This window comes from Microbulbifer sp. ARAS458-1, from assembly GCF_045348205.1.
GTDB lineage: Bacteria > Pseudomonadota > Gammaproteobacteria > Pseudomonadales > Cellvibrionaceae > Microbulbifer.
The window spans coordinates 1,681,150-1,698,310 of the sequence record NZ_CP155838.1 but is presented as its reverse complement, the minus strand read 5'-3'; the positions used below and the strand labels follow the sequence as shown (position 1 = coordinate 1,698,310).

The window sequence follows — 17,161 nt, the reverse complement described above, 5'->3', positions numbered from 1 at the left end:
GCAAGGTTGTACCCGGGAGCGGAGGCGCCACAGGATCTAATAGTAGTGACTATGTTAGCGACCGCTCAGGGTATATAATCCGGCCTCCAAATTTTCCGATCACACATTAGTCAGGACCAGCAATGAGCTTCGACAAGGTTTCTCCAGGCAAAGACCTGCCCAACGATATCAACGTAATCATCGAGATCCCGGCCAACCACGATCCGATCAAATACGAAGTCGACAAGGACGCAGACGCGGTATTCGTAGACCGTTTCGTAGCTACCCCCATGTTCTACCCGGCCAACTATGGCTACGTGCCCCAGACCCTGTCCGAAGACGGCGACCCCCTGGACGTGCTGGTTGTAGCCCCTTACCCGGTAATGGTTGGCTCCGTCATCCGCTCCCGCGTGATCGGCGTGCTGAACATGACCGACGAATCCGGTGTAGACGCCAAACTGCTGGCGGTACCGCACACCAAGCTGACCAAGCTGTACGACCACGTTAACGAAATCGGCGACCTGCCGGAGCTGCTGATCAAGCAGATCGAGCACTACTTCGAAAACTACAAAGCCCTGGAAGCGGGCAAGTGGGTAAAAGTAGACGGCTGGGCCGACGCGGAAGCAGCGCGCAAGGAAGTCATGGCTTCCCGTGAGCGCTACCTGAAAGAAGAGGGCTAAACCGCTTGCAAAGCATCGCTTTGCAAGCGGTTTAGCGACCCGCCAAGGATGGCGGGGCCGGGGCCAGATCGAACACTCTTGAGTCTCGCCATGGATGGCTGTCGAGCGGCTGTTACCCGCACCGTTTACCGGTTGGGTAATCTCCTCGATTACAAGAAGCCGGCCTTGCGCCGGCTTTTTTGTGCCCGTTAAATAGCCGGGTCTATTTATTCGGAGCAGCTTTCATGCCAACCACCATCAATGGTCCCGACGGCAAGCCCCGTTGCGGCTGGTGCGCCGCCACCGACGACTTCTTCCCATACCACGACAATGAATGGGGTTTCCCGGTGGACGACGACCAGCGCCTGTTCGAGAAGATCTGCCTGGAAGGGTTTCAATCGGGGCTGAGCTGGCGAACCATCCTCGCCAAGCGGGAAAATTTTCGCAAAGCGTTCAAGCAGTTCGACTTCAACAAGGTGGCAAGGTTTTCCGAGAGGGACGTGGAACGACTGCTACTGGATGCGGGGATAGTGAGACACCGGGGGAAAATAGAGGCGGTCATCAATAACGCCCAGCGCGCCCGGGAAATGGTGAAAGAGGAAGGGTCACTGGCGGCCTATTTCTGGCGCTTTGAGCCAGAGGAGTCGGAAACTACCGTGCCGCAAAGTGTTTCCACTTCCGATGTCTCCAAGGCCATTTCCAAAGACCTGAAAAAACGCGGCTGGAAGTTCGTCGGCCCCACCACCGTTTACGCTTTTATGCAGGCAATGGGACTGATCAACGACCATGTGGAAGGTTGCGTGACCCGCAGCGCGGTCGACAAGGCGAGAAAACGCTTTAAACGGCCTTCAGTCCGGTAGCTTGAACGACGCCTTGCCAGTGATATGGCTACCCAGCTGCCAGTTGGGCACCTGCACCTGTACAGGTGGGGGCGCCTGCTGCTCACTGGCCTCAACCAGATTTCCACCGGCGGGCTTCAGGCTCAGGTGGCTCACCGGCACCTGAACCGGATCCACCTTGGCGCGCTCGTGGTCCTTGAGCAGATACCCCTCCATCGGGGCCAGAGAGAGACCGGTTTCGGAATCCACCTTCTCGGCTGCTGGCGGCTGGAGCTGCGGTGCGGGGCTGGGCGCCGGGGCAGCTTGCTGCGGCTCACCTTCCGGTTTGAGGGAAGACAGCGCGCCATGACGGGACAGGGTGGCCTGCAGCTGCTCGGCCTGCGCCTGGCTCAGCCCTTTCTTGATGGCGAGCGGACGACCGCTGAACAGTTTTTCCACGGTGTCCGGGCCGGCCTTGAACAGGCGTGCGAAGTTGGCTTTCACGTCCGCCACCGTGTACCCCGGCTCCAGGTCGCCGCGGAAAATCACACTGTACGTTGATTCGGTCATTGCCTTACCTCACTGGTAATCTCGATAGTGATGCCGCTCGTAGTGGGGCCTGCTTATTGTGCTGGCGTCGCTGGCGCGAGCAACAACTATTCAAACCAATTTAATTGTCAGAATCCAGTGTCTGATCCATGGTGTAAGCCGGAGCGCCTTCACACTTGCCTCCCACTACTCGCGCCGGCACACCGGCGACGGTGGAATGGGCCGGCACGTCTCGCAACACCAGGCTGCCCGCGGCGATCTTTACGCCTTCACCGATCTGCACGGGCCCCAGTACCTTGGCGCCAGCACCGATCATCACGCCACGGCCAATTTTCGGGTGGCGATCCCCGCCGCCGCTGCCGGTGCCACCCAGGGTCACCGAGTGCAGAATGGATACATCATCCTCTACCACGCAGGTTTCCCCCACGACAAAGCCCGTGGCGTGATCAATCATGATGCCGCAACCAAACCGCGCCGCCGGGTGGATATCCACAGCAAACTGCTCCGACACCTGACTCTGAAAATACAGCGCCAGGGTATGGCGCCCTTTTTTCCACAACCAGTGCGCAATACGGTGAGACTGCAGGGCGTGAAACCCCTTGAAATACAGAAACGGCATCAGGTACTGATCGCACGCGGGGTCGCGGTCGAACCAGGCGCAGATATCCGCCTGCATGCACTGAGAAATAGTGGGGTCATCCGCAAGCGCTGCGGCGATCACTTCCTGCAGTGCGGTGGCGGTCAGTGCTGCGTGATCCAGGACCGACGCCAACTGGTAGGCCAGAGCTCGATCGATACTGTTGTGACGCAGCACCGTATTATGGAAATAGCTGGCCAGCACCGGTTCCCCAGAAGCGGCCGCTGCCGCTTCCGCTCGCATTGCGGTCCAGATATCACGCCCTTTTAGCGCGCTGCTATTCACGTCGTTAAGAGAAATGGTATTCACTCCTTTACACACTCTATGTCACAGCCGGGTGATATTTGTGGGATAAGCAGAGTCGGGGATGGCGATAAACCGCGGATAGATTTCCGGCATCCGCTCGCAGATGGACTCCGACAGCGACAGCCCCTGGTCGGATTCACAACTGAGAATCATTTCTACCAGAGCCTGCTCGGTCAGCAGATCCTGGAATTCCCGCGCGCGCGGGGCGTAACTCAAGTGCCAGCGCTCTGGCGCCACTCCACCGCGGTCTACGGCATAGGGGCGAAACAGCCCGCGACTTTCACCGGCGGCAATTCTTTCGTCCAGCCAGCGGTGGAAAGGACCAAAAACGCCGTCGTCTGCAACCTCCTCGGGGGTTAGCTGAACCCGGTAACCTTCCTCCACCGCGGCGGCGTCGATCACGTCGAAATCGGTCCCCCAGTGGTGACGCGACGCGCCCGGTAGCGCGGACCAGCGCAATATAGCGAAGAGAATGTCGTCCGGCGACATCTGCGCCACATCCAGAGGCTTTCCTGAACTGTCGAGTAGCGGCCGTTGCCCGCACGCCTTGGCATTCCAGATCATTCTCTGACGCTCAAATCCACGAAACCCGGAAACCACTCTGGGCTCGAAGCCCGCATTGCGCGCGTCGCGTCGCAGCTGGTCAAATGCGCTGAGCGCTTCCGGGTGCATCAGCTGCCCGGATTCGGGTTCCAGGATGACATGCGCATCCGTGAGTCCGAACAACATGTCACGAATTAATCGGTGCATCGAATTCCCAATCTCCAGACTCCAGAACCCGGAGCCTCACCTAACTGACGGCTCCAATCCGAAACGGGTGCCCTGCAAAAAACCAAAATGCAGACTAGGCTTTTTCAACAGGCCTGACTAAATAGCACAATTTTACTCAACAATGGTTTCGACCAATGTCGAGGTATCGTCACTGTACTGTAATTGATAACGTTCGTCAGGCACCGCTCAGGGCCACGCCCGATAGCCGGAAGCAGGACAATGCATCCACAACCTGTGGCGGTTTGGCCTTTTATTTTTTTGTGCTATGTTGAACGCCCGTTACAGTTGAGCTGGTAGGAACACTCGTATCCAAGGTTCTCCGGGTTCACTCAGGCAGGCGCAAAAGGAATCGCGGTTGTCGTACTGTCAAAAAGTTCAGGGAAGAATTTTATGCACCCAAGTCAGTCAGAGTTGTTGAAACTGAAAAACCTGGGACTTGCCTCCGTAAACATCCTGCATTCTATCGGCATCCGCACTCTGGATGATTTGCATCGCGTCGGCCCAGCCGAAGCCTTTGCCAGCATTCGCCGCCGGGGTATCAATGCCTCGCGGGTTCTACTATACGCGCTGCAAGGGGCGATACTCGACATACACTGGAACGATCTCGACCCAGACCTGAAAGCCAATCTGGTCAGTGAAGCTGAGCAGCTGCTGGCACGCAAAGACAGCGCCTGACCTCCTGCGCGCCCTCCGGTCAATTTTGCGCCCTTTCCACTTGTAAATGATCCGACCCGACCCTATCTAGTGCGAGATCCTATCGCGGGGTCATTTCGGAACCACTTTCCCCACACTGAGGTCTTATGCGCCCGGTGGGGCCGGTGGTTTCACCTTATTATTATTCGGTTTCTGCTTACCCTTCGGAGAATGCACATGCTGCGAATAGGGCTTTTCCTGCTAACCAACCTGGCGGTGATGGTGCTGGTTGGCATCATCTTTAACCTGCTGGGCATCCAGGGAATTCTCGATGCCAACGGCGTCAACCTGAACCTGCCCGGACTACTGCTGATGTGCGCCATTTTCGGCATCGGCGGCTCTCTGATTTCCCTGCTGCTGTCGAAAACCCTCGCGCGCATGTCCACCCGCACTCAGATCATCGACCAGCCGCAAACTGCAGACGAGCGCTGGCTGGTGGAAACCGTACGCGAATTGTCACAGAAAGCGGGCATCGGCATGCCAGACGTGGGTATTTTTCCCATGCCACAGGCCAATGCGTTTGCCACAGGCTGGAACCGCAACAACGCCTTGGTGGCAGTAAGCGCAGGCCTTCTGCAACGCTTCAATCGGGATGAGGCCCGCGCGGTGATTGGTCACGAAATCGGCCACGTGGCCAACGGAGATATGATCACGCTGGCCCTGATTCAGGGGGTAGTGAACACCTTTGTCATGTTCTTCGCGCGCCTGGTAGGCTTTTTTGTCGACCGTGTGCTGCTGCGCAACGAACAGGGCCTGGGTATTGGCTACTACATCACTTCCATCGTGATGGACATTGTTTTCGGATTCTTCGCCATGATGGTGGTCGCCTGGTTCAGCCGTCGCCGCGAATACCGCGCGGATGCCGCCGGTGCACACCTGGCGAGCCCGGATGCGATGATTGCGGCACTGGCGCGCATCAAGGCCGAATCGGAAGCGGGCCGCGAGGAGCCGCTGCCGGCCAACATGAAGGCGTTCGGTATTTACGGCAACAGTATGGCCGCCCTCCTGGCCAGCCACCCGCCGCTTGAGGATCGTATCCTGGCGCTGCAAAATTCTGCTCGCTGACCGTATCTTTTGCAGAGCGTCCCTGGTGTGGGCGCTCTGTTTGCTCCGGCCCTGTGGCCACGTAATCTGCGGTCGTATAAATAGCCCACGCAGGAAACCGCCCACACCATGTACCTGACCAGACTCTTATCGCGTTTCGTTTTCGCCACTGTTCTTACCTGCCTCGCCATCGGCGCGACTGCCGATTCCCGCGTTCCCCAGTTCGCTACCGACGATGAAACCAACACCATGCAGGTGTTCAACTTCGCCAGTCCGTCGGTGGTCTTTGTTACCAATGAGACCCTGGTGCGGGACCGCTGGACCCTGCGCCTGCACTCGGTACCCAAGGGTTCCGGCAGTGGGTTTATCTGGGATGACCAGGGCCATGTGGTGACCAACTTCCACGTGATCGAGAAGGCGCGCAAGATCACCATTACCCTGCAGGATCGCAGTGAGTGGCCCGCGCAGTTGGTGGGTTCGGCGCCGGAGAAAGATCTGGCGGTGCTGAAGATCAATGCCCCTCGGGAACTGCTGAAGCCGCTGGTGGCGGGTGAATCTGCGGGCCTTTCCGTTGGCCGTAAGGTGCTGGCGATTGGCAATCCATTCGGGCTGGATACCACTCTGACCACGGGAGTGGTGAGCGCGCTGGGGCGGGAAATTGAGGCCGCGGGAAACCGGACCATTCGCAATGTGATCCAGACGGATGCGGCGATCAATCCAGGCAATTCCGGTGGCCCGCTGCTGGATAGCAGTGGGCGGCTGATTGGAGTGAATACGGCGATTTACAGCCCGAGTGGTGCGAGTGTTGGTATTGGCTTTGCGATTCCGGTGGATACGGTGAAGAAAATCGTGCCGGAGTTGATTGCCCACGGTCGTTTGGTGCGGCCGATTCTGGGGATTGAGTCGGCGCCGGACCAATGGGCGAGTCGCTACGATTTTGAGGGTGTGGCGGTGTTGCGCACGGCGCCTGGGTTGCCGGCGGAGAAGGCTGGGCTGCGTGGGGTTTATCGCGGTAGTCGTGGTGGCTGGCAATTGGGAGATGTGATTGTGGGGATCGATGGTCAGCCGGTGAATAATTACGACGATCTGATGAATTTGCTGGAAAACCGGCAGCCTGGGGATCGGGTGCGGGTGGATTATTTGCGGGATGGGGAAGCTTATCAGACTTCTCTGATTCTAGCGGCTCCCTAATCAGCTTCGATTCAATCTCCGGTGGCGGCGCCGCTACCGGGTAAGGCCTTGTGAGACACGCCGTGCACCCATCCCTGGGGGCTCTGCAAAACACCCTGTTTTTGACAAAACGGTAATCCGTTTTGGACGCCAAAGGCGCCCGCAGGGTGAGGGCAGGAACTGCCCGAATCAACGTCTCGCAAAGCCATCCCCGGCATCGAGACCTTCGCCCCGACTCTCCAGGTAGTTTTCCCTGCCACCTTTTCGCTACACTGCGTGCTCAGTTATCACTTATTAAGCGTTAGTTATCCCCATGCAAAAACATTTCCTCTGCGGCTACGAAGACCTAAACGAAGGCGATTCCAAAGGCTTTTCTCTGGGTGAGAAAAGCGCGGGGATGGACAATGTTTTTGCGGTAAAGAAAGATGGCGAGGTCTACGCCTACAAGAACGTGTGTCCGCACCGTGGGATCAATCTTGAGTGGCAGCCGGATCAGTTTCTGGATTCGGAGAAGGCGTTGATTCAGTGTGCTTCCCACGGTGCCTTGTTTGAGATCAGCACCGGGGAATGCATTGCCGGTCCCTGTGCAGGGGATGCGCTGACTCCAGTGCCGGTGGAGTACGCGCAGGACGGGCTCTATGTGTTGCTGGCGGACTGATTAATCCGCTCGATTATTCGACGGGCCGATAGGGTACCGGCTCGGTGAGGCAGATTTCTTCTGCGTCGAGCTTGGCCCGGTAGGCAATGACTTCTACGCCCGCGGCGACGGCTTCTTTCAAAGCGGTGGCGTAAGCCGGGTCAATTTCGGCGGCAGCTTCTACGGTTTCGATGGCGCTGTGCTGGACGCAATAAAACAGTACCGCGCGGGTACCGCTCTGGGCGAGTTTCTGCAACTCGCGCAGGTGTTTGCTGCCCCGTGCACTGACGGCATCGGGAAAGAGTCCCCGGTTACCTTCCGCGAGAGTGACATTTTTCACTTCCACATAGCAGTCGCCCTGCTCGCCGCTGAGCAGGAAGTCGATGCGGCTGTTTTCCTCTCCGTATTTCACTTCCCGGCGCAGACTGTTGTACCCCTGTAATTCTTCCACTGCACCATTGTTGATGGCTTCTTCCACCAGGTGGTTGGCACGGCCGGTGTTGACGCCGGCGAGAGCGCCTTCAGAAGTGGTACTGATCTCGAGGGTATGGCGGTACTTGCGTTTGGGGTTGCCGGAGTCGGAGTACCAACAGGGGGTGTTTTCTTCCCAACAATTTTTCATCGAGCCGGTATTGGGACAGTGGATGGTTATAATTTCACCATTCGGTAATTCAATATCGGCCAAAAAACGCTTGTAGCGGCGCAGGAGTTTGCCCTGGGCCAGTGGCGGGCTGAGTTTCACGGGGACTTCTCGCTTTTTTGCTCAAAAAGTCATCACTTGTAGATGTGGACGACAAGTTGGGGAAATTTTGGCCGCCAGAATACACCAATCGGGTCATCCGTTGTGGGAGGATCGTCGCCGGCACGCGGGTACGGCAACATTTTGTGGCGCTGTCGGGAGAGATTTGATAGTTTCCACGGCTTGGTCGCGATAGCGGCTTTAATACAGCCTGAGGTCCAGGCTTTCGCCTGCTAGGCTTGAATTTGGTTGTAGTGCCCCTATTAAGTAGGGCCCGATTTACGAGAGAGGCAATGACTATGCCCAATACTGCTGCGAAATCCGATTCTCTGCACGGCTTTGAGCCCTATCAGGAACAGAAGGGCGAGGAGTACATGAATGAGAAGCAGCAGGAGCATTTCCGCAAGCTGCTTCTGGCCTGGAAGGCCGAATTGATGGCAGAGGTGGATCGCACCGTAACTCATATGAAAGATGAAGCTGCGAACTTTCCGGACCCAGCGGATCGCGCCAGCCAGGAGGAAGAATTCAGCCTGGAACTGCGCACCCGCGACCGCGAGCGCAAGCTGATCAAAAAAATCGATTCCACCATCGAGCTGATCGATCAGGACGACTACGGCTTCTGTGAAGCCTGCGGCGTCGAAATCGGCATCCGCCGCCTGGAAGCCCGTCCCACCGCAACCCTGTGTGTGGACTGCAAAACCCTGGCGGAAATCAAAGAGAAGCAGATCTCGGGCTGATCGAACACTCTTCGGGTAGCGTCCAACGGCGCTGCCCGGCTCCCCCTTCCTGCATCAAACACACTCCAACCTTTCCCGTGTCTGTACCCGCTTCACAGCCAGCACACTACACCGGACGCTTCGCGCCCTCCCCCACCGGCCCTCTGCATTTCGGCTCGCTGGTTTGCGCCCTCGGCAGCTACCTCGATGCTATTGCCCACGGCGGACACTGGCTGGTACGCATGGAAGACCTTGACCCACCCCGTGAAATGCCCGGCGCCGCCGAGCGCATCCTCAAATCCCTGCACGCCCACGGCCTGCACAGCCACAGCCCCATTGTCTGGCAAAGCCGACGCCACGCCCTGTATCAACAGGCGCTCGACGGGCTGCGCGCACAGGATCTTGTGTACCCCTGCTCCTGCACTCGGGAACAGGTACGCAAGGCCGGCGGCCACCGCCGCGCCAACTGCATCGGTGAGCAGGGCCCATACGCCCTACGCTTTCACTGCGCCGGCGCTACCGAAAAGTTTCACGATATCTGGCAGGGCGAGCAGATCCAGACGGTTACCGAGGACCCCATCCTCAAACGCAAAGACGGCCTCTACGCCTATCAGCTCGCAGTTGTCGTCGACGATATCGCACAGGGTGTGAACTGCGTGGTGCGCGGCGCCGACCTGCTGGATTGCTCCGGAGTGCAACGCCAACTCTTCCGCGCCCTCGGCGCCGAGCCACCCGAGTTCGGCCACCTGCCGCTGGTGATGAACGAGGGCGGTCAGAAGCTCAGCAAACAGAACCACGCCGCACCGCTGGATGACGACAGGGCATCGGAAAACCTTGTTCTGGCGCTGGGTTTTCTCGGGTTTCACCCGCCACCGGGACTCGAATCCGAAACGCCGGCGCGTGTGCTTTCGTGGGCCAGTGCGCACTGGCATAGAAAAGCCGTTGATATTCGCAACCGATTGCTCAACTAGCAATCAATGGCTCAACGTGGTCAGGGATAAGGTGGCGATACCGGGTATGTCTTTGCAAGCCCTTCACCGCCATGGATGGCGGTGCAGAGCCCCCAGGGACGGGTTCACGGCGTGTCTTGCAAAGACATACCCGGTAGCGGCGCCGCCACTACACCCAAAAGATTCACAAAAGTTGAACTCCACCCCAACCGCGCATTAACATTTTGCGCCAGTTTTCCCGAGATCGATCTGCCTCACCGCAGGACACCCCCCAACAGGCCATCAATGAGCAACCGCACCCTGTTAATCCTGCTGGTACTGGTGGGCTACGTATTCAGCCCCACCGTATTCACCTGGATGATCAACCCCACCGGCGCCTGGTATCGCCCTTTTATCCTCTGGTTCGTCCTGATCCTGCTGGCCATATTTATACAGCGGAGGCGCAAACCCGATGACCTTTGAGATCGTCAATATCGCGCTGATCGGTGTCGCCTACATATTCGCCCTCTTCTTCGTCGCCTTCGCCACCTCCAAAGGCTGGCTGCCGACCAACTGGGTACGCCACCCGTTTTTCTATGTACTGTCCCTCGGCGTCTCTCTCAGCGCCTGGACCTACTACGGCATCATCGACCTCGCCTGGCAACACGGATATGGCGTACTCGCGTACTACCTCGGCACCGGCGCCATGTTCCTGTTTGCCCCCGTCGCCATGGAGCCCCTCGCGCGGCTCGCACAGCGCTATCAGCTCACCTCCCCCGCCGACCTGCTGGTATTCCGCTACCACAGCCGCGAGGCCGGAACGCTCGCAACCCTGTTTATGTTGCTCGGGCTATTACCGCTGATCGCCCTGCAGATTCAGGCCGTCGCCGAAACCCTCGCACTGCTCTCCCGCGACAACGTCGCCGCCATGGCTCTGCCCGATACCGGAGTCACCAGTAAAGACCTCATTGCCTTCTTCTACTGTGTTCTGCTAGCGGTGTTTACCAGTACTTACGGCGCCTCGCGCAAACGGCGGGCCGGCCTCGCCAGTGCCATGGCGCTGGAATCTGTCGTCAAACTGGTGGCCCTGCTCGCGGTAGGTCTCTACGCCGTATACGGCGTCTTTGGCGGACTTGGCGGGCTGGACAACTGGCTGGCAGACAATAGCGATATGCAGCAATTGCTGTATTCCCCCATCAAACAAGGGTCTTCACACACCCTGCTGCTGGTGTTTATCGCGACCGCCGTCGCCATGCCGCACATTTTTTACCTGAGTATTGCCGAGCGCCCCGCCACGCAGGGGTTGCGCACGGCCAGCTGGGGCTTCCCCCTGTTTATGCTGCTGATGGCACTGCCGATTTTCCCGATCATGTGGGCAGGCTTCGCGCTGGATGTGACAGAGCCGGTGCAGTACTTCACACTGGCAGTGCCTCGCGCCAGCGGCTCTGCGACGCTGACCATTCTCGCGTTTGTCGGCGGTCTGTCCGCAGCCACGGGTGCATTAATCATGATTACCCTGGCGCTGGCCACCATGGTGATGAACCACTGGCTGCTGCCCGGCACCCGCTGGCAGTCGGACGACAACATGTACCGTCAGCTGCTGTGGCTGCGCCGGGCCCTGGTGGCCGCGCTGTTCCTGGCCGGCTTCGCTTTTTACCTGCTATTGAACAATCGCCTGTCCCTGTCCGATCTTGCAATTATCGCGTTTATCGCCTCGCTCCAATTTCTGCCGGGCATTTTCGCAGTGATCCACTGGCCCCAGGGCAATCGGCGGGGGTTTATCGGCGGCCTGCTGGCCGGCATGCTGATCTGGGCAGCGGGGCTGCTGTTCCCCGCCATAGTCGGAAACAGCGGGATCGCCATCGGCAGCTATCGGGTTCCGCTGGGTATGGAGATCTGGCCTCAGATCACCACCCTGTCCCTGTCCGCGAACATTCTGCTGTTTGTCTGCCTGTCGATTTTCACCCGCACCTCCAGCCTGGAGCGCTACGCTGCCGACCTGTGCAGCGACGACTCCATCAGCCAGGCCCTGCGCCTGGAACTGGACGTACAGACCGCGGCTGAATTCCGCCTGCGCCTGTCGGAAAGCCTCGGTGCGGCCACCGCCAGCCAGGAAGTCGGGCGCGCCCTGCGCCAGTTAAATCTGACCGAAGAGGAGCGGCGTCCCTATGCCCTGCGCCAGTTGCGCGACCGTCTCGAAGCCAACCTCTCCGGATTACTTGGACGAGTACTCGCCGGCCAGATTCTGGACCGCCACCTGCCGTTTGTGACCGGCGATCAGCCCGCCAATAAGGACATCAACCTGATCGAAACCCGCCTCAGCCGGTATAAAAACCAGTTAACCGGCCTCGCGGCGGAGCTGAACAACCTGCGCCTGTATCACCGACAGATGCTGGAAGAACTGCCCATGGCGGCCTGCTCGCTCGGCCGCGATGGGGAAATACTGCTGTGGAATTACGCCATGGCCGATCTCACCGGTATCGCCGCCAGCGAAGTTATCGGCTCCAAGCCCGAGTATCTTCCGGCGCCCTGGCGTGACCTGCTGACCGAGTTCGCCCGCTCAGAAGAAGGCAGCCAATTCAAACAACAGGTGGATATTGACGGTGCCAGCCACTGGCTGAACCTGCACAAGACGCGACTCAAGCAGCGCGTTGGGAAGTACGGACGCGACAATGCCGGCCGCAATAAAGAAAGCCGCAACAGGGACAACCGCGGCGATGGACAGATGCTACTGGTGGAAGACATCACTGAAACCCAGCTGCTGGAACAAGAGTTGATGCACAGCGAGCGACTGGCATCGGTCGGCCGCCTCGCCGCAGGCGTCGCCCACGAAGTCGGCAACCCGGTTACCGGGATCGCCTGCCTGGCGCAGAACCTCCAGTTCGACTCCGACAATCCGGAGGTACTGGAAACCGCAGATCAGATCCTGAGCCAGACACAGCGCATCAGCCGCATTGTGCATTCGCTGGTGAGCTTCTCTCACAGCGGTAACCAGGACACCGAGAAGGCACCGGTGGATATGCGCGCATGCGTGGAAGAGGCGGTGCAACTACTTTCCCTGCAGCGAGATAAGACCGAGGTCACCTTCGCCAACCAGGTCCCCGAGGGTTTGATTGGCCTGGGGGATAATCAGCGTCTGATCCAGGTTTTTATCAACCTGCTGAGTAACGCCCGCGACGCCAGTCCGGACGGGGGACACATTGAAGTAGACGGCTACACCCGTGCGGGCCTCGCCTGTATCGCCGTCACCGACAATGGCCCCGGCATCTCGCCCGCGCACCGAGAGCGCATTCTCGAGCCCTTCTTTACCACCAAAGAACCGGGAGAAGGCACAGGCCTTGGCCTCGCCATGGTATACAGCATTGTGGAAGAGCACGGCGGACAACTGGAGCTGGTAAGCCCCGCCCACATCGAGACAGGGCGAGGCGCGCGCTTTATCGTGCAAATACCCCTGGCACAGGGGTGAACAGTGAGTCACAGGGCCCAATGGAAGGCACAACAATGACCAAATGGTTACCAATAGACATCAATTTTTGGATATTTTTTGACCATGCAAGCGACTCTGGGTTGCATCGAAACGCCCAAAAGGTAAAACTTAGCTCCCCCTGCACACTTTGTAACCAGGCGTAACACATGAGCCACATTCTGATCGTAGAAGATGAAGCCATTATCCGCACTGCCCTGCGCAAACTGCTGGAGCGGCACCGCTACAAGATCAGTGAAGCTGGCTCGGTCCGCGAGGCCACCACAAAATACCGCCTCGCGGATATGGACCTGATCATTTCAGATCTGCGCCTGCCCGGCGCCCCCGGTACCGACCTGCTCAAACTCGCCGGCGATGTACCGGTGTTGATCATGACCAGCTATGCGAGCCTTCGCTCGGCGGTGGACTCCATGCGTATGGGTGCTGCCGACTATATCGCCAAACCCTTTGATCACGATGAGATGCTCGCCACCGTGCGCCGGGTCATCGGCAAGGCTGAGCAGAATCGTGCCGCCGGTGCCGCTGCCGCAGACAGCAAGGCCGAGGGCCGTGCAATCTCCGGCATGATCGGCGACAGCCCGGTGATGCGCGAGCTCTATGCACGTATTCACAAAGTGGCGCCTACCGATGCCACCGTACTGGTGCATGGCGAAACCGGCACCGGTAAAGAACTGGTGGCGCGCGCGATCCACGAAGAGAGTAAACGCAATGGCAAACCACTGATCTCGGTAAACTGTGCCGCCATCCCGGAAACCCTGATCGAAGCCGAGTTGTTCGGTCACGAGAAGGGGGCCTTTACCGGTGCACAGACTGCCCGCGAGGGGCTGATTGCCGCTGCCGATGGAGGCACCCTGTTCCTGGATGAAATCGGCGAGCTTCCCCTGGAAGCCCAGGCCCGCCTGCTGCGAGTACTGCAGGAAGGCGAGGTTCGCCCCATCGGCGCCATCGAATCGCGCAAAGTGAACGTACGCCTGGTGGCGGCCACTCACCGCAACCTGCGCCAGCTGGCAGCGGAGCACAAGTTCCGGGAGGACCTTTACTACCGCATCAATGTGGTACAGATGACTCTGCCCCCGCTGCGCGAACGCGGTAAAGATGTTCTGACGATCGCGGAAAAGCTGCTGGAGAAGTTCTGCGCCAAGGTCAGTCGCGCCACCCTGAAACTGTCACCGGAAGCGATACAGGCGGTAACGACTTACACCTGGCCCGGTAACGTGCGGGAACTGGAGAACGCGATTCAGCGGGCAGTGATCCTCACCGACGACACCACCGAGATCGACCACCGCACACTGGATATCGACCTGGACCTGGTGCCCATTGATGAAGCAGACCCAGAGCGGCGCCCGCGCAACAGCCTGCGGGAGGACCCGCGTGAAGACCTCTCTCTTGAAGACTACTTTGCCCGTTTCGTTCTCGAGCACCAGGAAACCATGAGTGAGACAGAACTGGCCAAAAAGCTGGGGGTCAGCCGCAAGTGCCTGTGGGAGCGCCGCCAGAAGTTGGGAATACCCCGCAAAAAGGCCAAGCGACTGGCAGAAGCCTGAGATACACCGCTGCACGCAGAAAGCCCGGCAGGAAACTCCCGGGCTTTTTTGTGCCCAAAAAACTCATGATTTTCAATAAGTTAGCGAAACCATAAGCCGCTCCGGAAGCTGTGACAAGACAGTCGCCCAAGAAAAAATTGGTAACAACTGAAAGTGTTACCCCCCGCCGCGAACAAGTAACAACTACCGCACCATGTGTAACGGAATACTGTGTTCCGGCGCCAGATAAAAGTTCCCCAAAAAGTTAAGCAATTGATTTTAAAGGGTTTTTTAAAGTTGGCACGCTATCTGCTTTGTATAGGTCAAACAACAAGAACAGCCAAGAATAAAAATAAATGACTGTTTAAGCCCTAATAACAACTGACAATAAGCGGGCGCCACACAATAAAAATAATAACGGGCAGATCGATAATAAAAGCCAAAGTGATCGATTCCGGAGCAAAACAGGGCCAATAACAATAATAAGGCCCAGGACAACAATAAAAATAAACTAAGAAAGGTTACCTTCGGGTAGCGAACAAAAGCTAATAATAAAAATAAACAATAAGAATAAAGAGAAATAACAAAAACAATAATTTGTAGAAGACAACAAAAATAACGACAAGCACGTGACAAACTGACTGATTGTGCCTGGGAGAGGGTTTGCTGAGAAGCAAATTGATAGCGCAAGGAAGCCGCTGCCTTCATACCGAATAAGAATAATTCCCTTCTTTTCTTCTTTTCATCGATGCACATTGGATGCTGGTCCCCACAGGAGTGGGTCCGGCAGCTGTGCATTGTGCTGCATGTGTTAGAATCCGCCCTCATACCGCATCCGTCGCCCGGTTCCCGATAACCAGCCTGCGGAGCACACCGGTTCCCAATCAGGTATCTTTGACCAATACGCACCCGACGCTACGCGCTCACCGAGCGGGATGCTGAGAGAAGGTACACCGATATAGATACAGCGGCCCCATGCAGAGGGCGCGGACAACACAGATAGACGTATGCTCAATACCCTGATCAGCAGCATCAAGCGCTGGCACAACAAATCCAAAGCCGCCGAAGGCGAAGCCCATGGGGACTCAGGCCAATCCGGTTCCGGTCAGCCCCCTACTTCCTCATCCCGCCCCCCGCGCTCCAGCGGCAAGCCCGCAAATTCTTCCAGCCATTCCCGCACCGTGGTTTCCCGCAGCGACCACTGCCTGTCGCGCCGGGATGTCAGTCGCGCCGCATTGACCGTAATGAAGCGGTTACAGGAAGCGGGTTTCGAGGCCTATATCGTTGGCGGCGGTGTGCGCGATCTGCTGTTGGGCGGTCACCCGAAAGATTTTGACGTAGCCACAGATGCCACACCGGAACAGGCCAAGCAACTGTTTCGCGGGGCGCGTATTGTCGGCCGCCGCTTCCGGATCCTGCACGCTCGCATCGGCCGCGAGGTTATCGAGGTCACGACCTTCCGCGGCCACCACAGCGATGGCGAAGCGCACGAAGCGCAACAGTCAGAGCACGGCATGCTGCTGCGGGACAATGTCTACGGTGATCTGGAAAGTGATGCTGTGCGCAGGGACTTCACCGTCAACGCCCTTTACTACACCACCAACGGTTTCGAGATTCACGATTACACCGGGGGTATCCAGGATATCGAACAACGCCTGATCCGTATGATCGGCGATCCCGAAACCCGCTACAAAGAAGACCCAGTGCGCATGCTCCGTGCGGTACGCTTTGCGGCCAAACTGGATTTCGACATCGAACCCAACACTGCGGCCCCATTGCGAGAGCTGGCACCACTGCTGCGCAACATCGCCCCTGCACGCCTGTTCGATGAGGTATTGAAGCTGTTGATGAGCGGTCACGGTGAGCGCACCTTCGAGCTTCTGCGTGAATACGAGCTGTGGCCCCACCTGTTCCCCGACAACGCGCGCATGCTGGAGCATCCGGAGGCCCTGGCCCTCACCCGCCAGGCGTTGCGCAATACCGACACCCGCATCCGCTCGGATCAGCGTGTTACGCCTGCATTCCTGTATGCGGCGCTTTTATGGCCCGCGGTCAACAGCGAGCAGCAGTTTCTGGAAAGTAAAGGGATTCCGCCGGTACCGGCGCTGGCGCAATCCGCACAGAAAATTACCAGTGCGCAGTTGGCGCACACAGCCATCCCCAAGCGCTTCTCCATGCCCATGCGGGAGATCTGGGACATGCAGTCGCGCCTGCCCCGCCGCGGTGGCGAGCGCGCCTTCCGCCTGATGGAAATGCCGCGTTTCCGCGCCGCTTACGATTTCCTGCTGTTACGGGAAGACAGCGGCGAAATTCCCGCGGGCCTCGGCCAGTGGTGGACAGATTTCCAGCAGGCTGATGAGGAACAGCGCCAGCTGATGGTGCGCGAGGTACCCCGCAACGGTCCCCGTGGAAATAAAAACCGCGGGCGCCGCAGTCGTGGCGGACGCAACCGAAATCGCAGTAAGCGCCCTGGCAGCGGCACGGAACGCCCGGCAGATTGAGCGGAA

Annotated in this window: 17 protein-coding genes; 12 read left to right on the top strand and 5 right to left on the bottom strand. The window is 58.4% G+C overall.

The window, feature by feature from the left end:
- The first annotated feature begins 122 nt into the window (after window positions 1–122).
- Window positions 123–659, top strand: a complete 537-nt coding sequence (gene ppa / locus AAFH99_RS06935; protein ID WP_043317483.1) for an inorganic diphosphatase — start codon at window positions 123–125, stop codon at window positions 657–659.
- Window positions 660–883: 224 nt separating this feature from the next.
- Entirely contained in the window at window positions 884–1,498 is a 615-nt protein-coding gene (locus AAFH99_RS06930; RefSeq protein WP_406829031.1) for a DNA-3-methyladenine glycosylase I, read from the top strand.
- On the opposite strand, the gene AAFH99_RS06925 is transcribed toward AAFH99_RS06930, so the two are convergent.
- The 3 genes from AAFH99_RS06925 to AAFH99_RS06915 all read right to left on the bottom strand — a co-directional run bounded on the left by AAFH99_RS06925 (window position 1,487) and on the right by AAFH99_RS06915 (window position 3,698).
- Window positions 1,487–2,026 carry a hypothetical protein gene (locus tag AAFH99_RS06925; protein ID WP_043317486.1) on the bottom strand — a complete coding sequence of 180 codons (540 nt, stop codon included), beginning with the start codon at window positions 2,024–2,026 and terminating at the stop codon, window positions 1,487–1,489. The two genes, AAFH99_RS06930 and AAFH99_RS06925, sit on opposite strands and share 12 nt — an antisense overlap.
- 100 nt (window positions 2,027–2,126) lie before the next feature.
- The gene (gene cysE, locus AAFH99_RS06920) at window positions 2,127–2,885 is read right to left on the bottom strand and encodes a serine O-acetyltransferase (RefSeq protein ID WP_051687088.1); all 759 of its coding nucleotides are present in this window, start codon (window positions 2,883–2,885) and stop codon (window positions 2,127–2,129) included.
- Window positions 2,886–2,969: 84 nt separating this feature from the next.
- The gene (locus AAFH99_RS06915) at window positions 2,970–3,698 is read right to left on the bottom strand and encodes a M15 family metallopeptidase (RefSeq protein WP_406829030.1); all 729 of its coding nucleotides are present in this window, start codon (window positions 3,696–3,698) and stop codon (window positions 2,970–2,972) included.
- A 411-nt stretch (window positions 3,699–4,109) separates the two neighbouring features.
- Between AAFH99_RS06915 and AAFH99_RS06910 the strand changes: the two genes are divergently transcribed.
- From AAFH99_RS06910 to AAFH99_RS06895, 4 genes are all read left to right on the top strand, one after another.
- The gene (locus AAFH99_RS06910; RefSeq protein WP_043317492.1) at window positions 4,110–4,394 is read left to right on the top strand and encodes a TfoX/Sxy family protein; all 285 of its coding nucleotides are present in this window, start codon (window positions 4,110–4,112) and stop codon (window positions 4,392–4,394) included.
- Window positions 4,395–4,589: 195 nt separating this feature from the next.
- Window positions 4,590–5,477: a protease HtpX gene (htpX, locus tag AAFH99_RS06905; RefSeq protein WP_043317494.1), complete on the top strand. Its 888-nt coding sequence runs from the start codon at window positions 4,590–4,592 to the stop codon at window positions 5,475–5,477.
- 108 nt (window positions 5,478–5,585) lie between these two features.
- Window positions 5,586–6,647, top strand: coding sequence for a S1C family serine protease (locus tag AAFH99_RS06900; RefSeq protein WP_043317496.1), 1,062 nt, complete (start codon window positions 5,586–5,588; stop codon window positions 6,645–6,647).
- 292 nt (window positions 6,648–6,939) lie between these two features.
- A complete protein-coding gene (locus tag AAFH99_RS06895) occupies window positions 6,940–7,284 on the top strand; it encodes a Rieske (2Fe-2S) protein (protein WP_043317498.1) in 345 nt (114 codons plus the stop codon).
- A gap of 13 nt (window positions 7,285–7,297) precedes the next feature.
- Here AAFH99_RS06895 and sfsA read toward each other — a convergent pair whose 3' ends face one another.
- A complete protein-coding gene (gene sfsA / locus AAFH99_RS06890; protein ID WP_043317500.1) occupies window positions 7,298–8,005 on the bottom strand; it encodes a DNA/RNA nuclease SfsA in 708 nt (235 codons plus the stop codon).
- Between the two features lie 296 nt (window positions 8,006–8,301).
- On the opposite strand from sfsA, the gene dksA reads away from it, so the two are divergent.
- The 5 genes from dksA to AAFH99_RS06865 all read left to right on the top strand — a co-directional run bounded on the left by dksA (window position 8,302) and on the right by AAFH99_RS06865 (window position 14,675).
- Window positions 8,302–8,739: an RNA polymerase-binding protein DksA gene (gene dksA / locus AAFH99_RS06885; protein WP_043317502.1), complete on the top strand. Its 438-nt coding sequence runs from the start codon at window positions 8,302–8,304 to the stop codon at window positions 8,737–8,739.
- A 77-nt stretch (window positions 8,740–8,816) separates the two neighbouring features.
- On the top strand, window positions 8,817–9,689 hold the full coding sequence (gene gluQRS / locus AAFH99_RS06880; RefSeq protein WP_406829029.1) for a tRNA glutamyl-Q(34) synthetase GluQRS: 873 nt from the start codon (window positions 8,817–8,819) through the stop codon (window positions 9,687–9,689).
- Between the two features lie 264 nt (window positions 9,690–9,953).
- The gene (locus AAFH99_RS06875) at window positions 9,954–10,130 is read left to right on the top strand and encodes a hypothetical protein (RefSeq protein WP_197023780.1); all 177 of its coding nucleotides are present in this window, start codon (window positions 9,954–9,956) and stop codon (window positions 10,128–10,130) included.
- Window positions 10,120–13,113: an ATP-binding protein gene (locus tag AAFH99_RS06870; protein WP_406829028.1), complete on the top strand. Its 2,994-nt coding sequence runs from the start codon at window positions 10,120–10,122 to the stop codon at window positions 13,111–13,113. The genes AAFH99_RS06875 and AAFH99_RS06870 overlap by 11 nt, the downstream gene beginning before the upstream one ends.
- Window positions 13,114–13,280: 167 nt before the next feature.
- Window positions 13,281–14,675 carry a sigma-54 dependent transcriptional regulator gene (locus AAFH99_RS06865; protein ID WP_043317509.1) on the top strand — a complete coding sequence of 465 codons (1,395 nt, stop codon included), beginning with the start codon at window positions 13,281–13,283 and terminating at the stop codon, window positions 14,673–14,675.
- Between the two features lie 270 nt (window positions 14,676–14,945).
- On the opposite strand, the gene AAFH99_RS06860 is transcribed toward AAFH99_RS06865, so the two are convergent.
- Window positions 14,946–15,410, bottom strand: coding sequence for a hypothetical protein (locus tag AAFH99_RS06860; RefSeq protein WP_156035167.1), 465 nt, complete (start codon window positions 15,408–15,410; stop codon window positions 14,946–14,948).
- Window positions 15,411–15,661: 251 nt separating this feature from the next.
- Between AAFH99_RS06860 and pcnB the strand changes: the two genes are divergently transcribed.
- The gene (gene pcnB / locus AAFH99_RS06855; RefSeq protein WP_043317511.1) at window positions 15,662–17,155 is read left to right on the top strand and encodes a polynucleotide adenylyltransferase PcnB; all 1,494 of its coding nucleotides are present in this window, start codon (window positions 15,662–15,664) and stop codon (window positions 17,153–17,155) included.
- Window positions 17,156–17,161 lie beyond the last annotated feature (6 nt).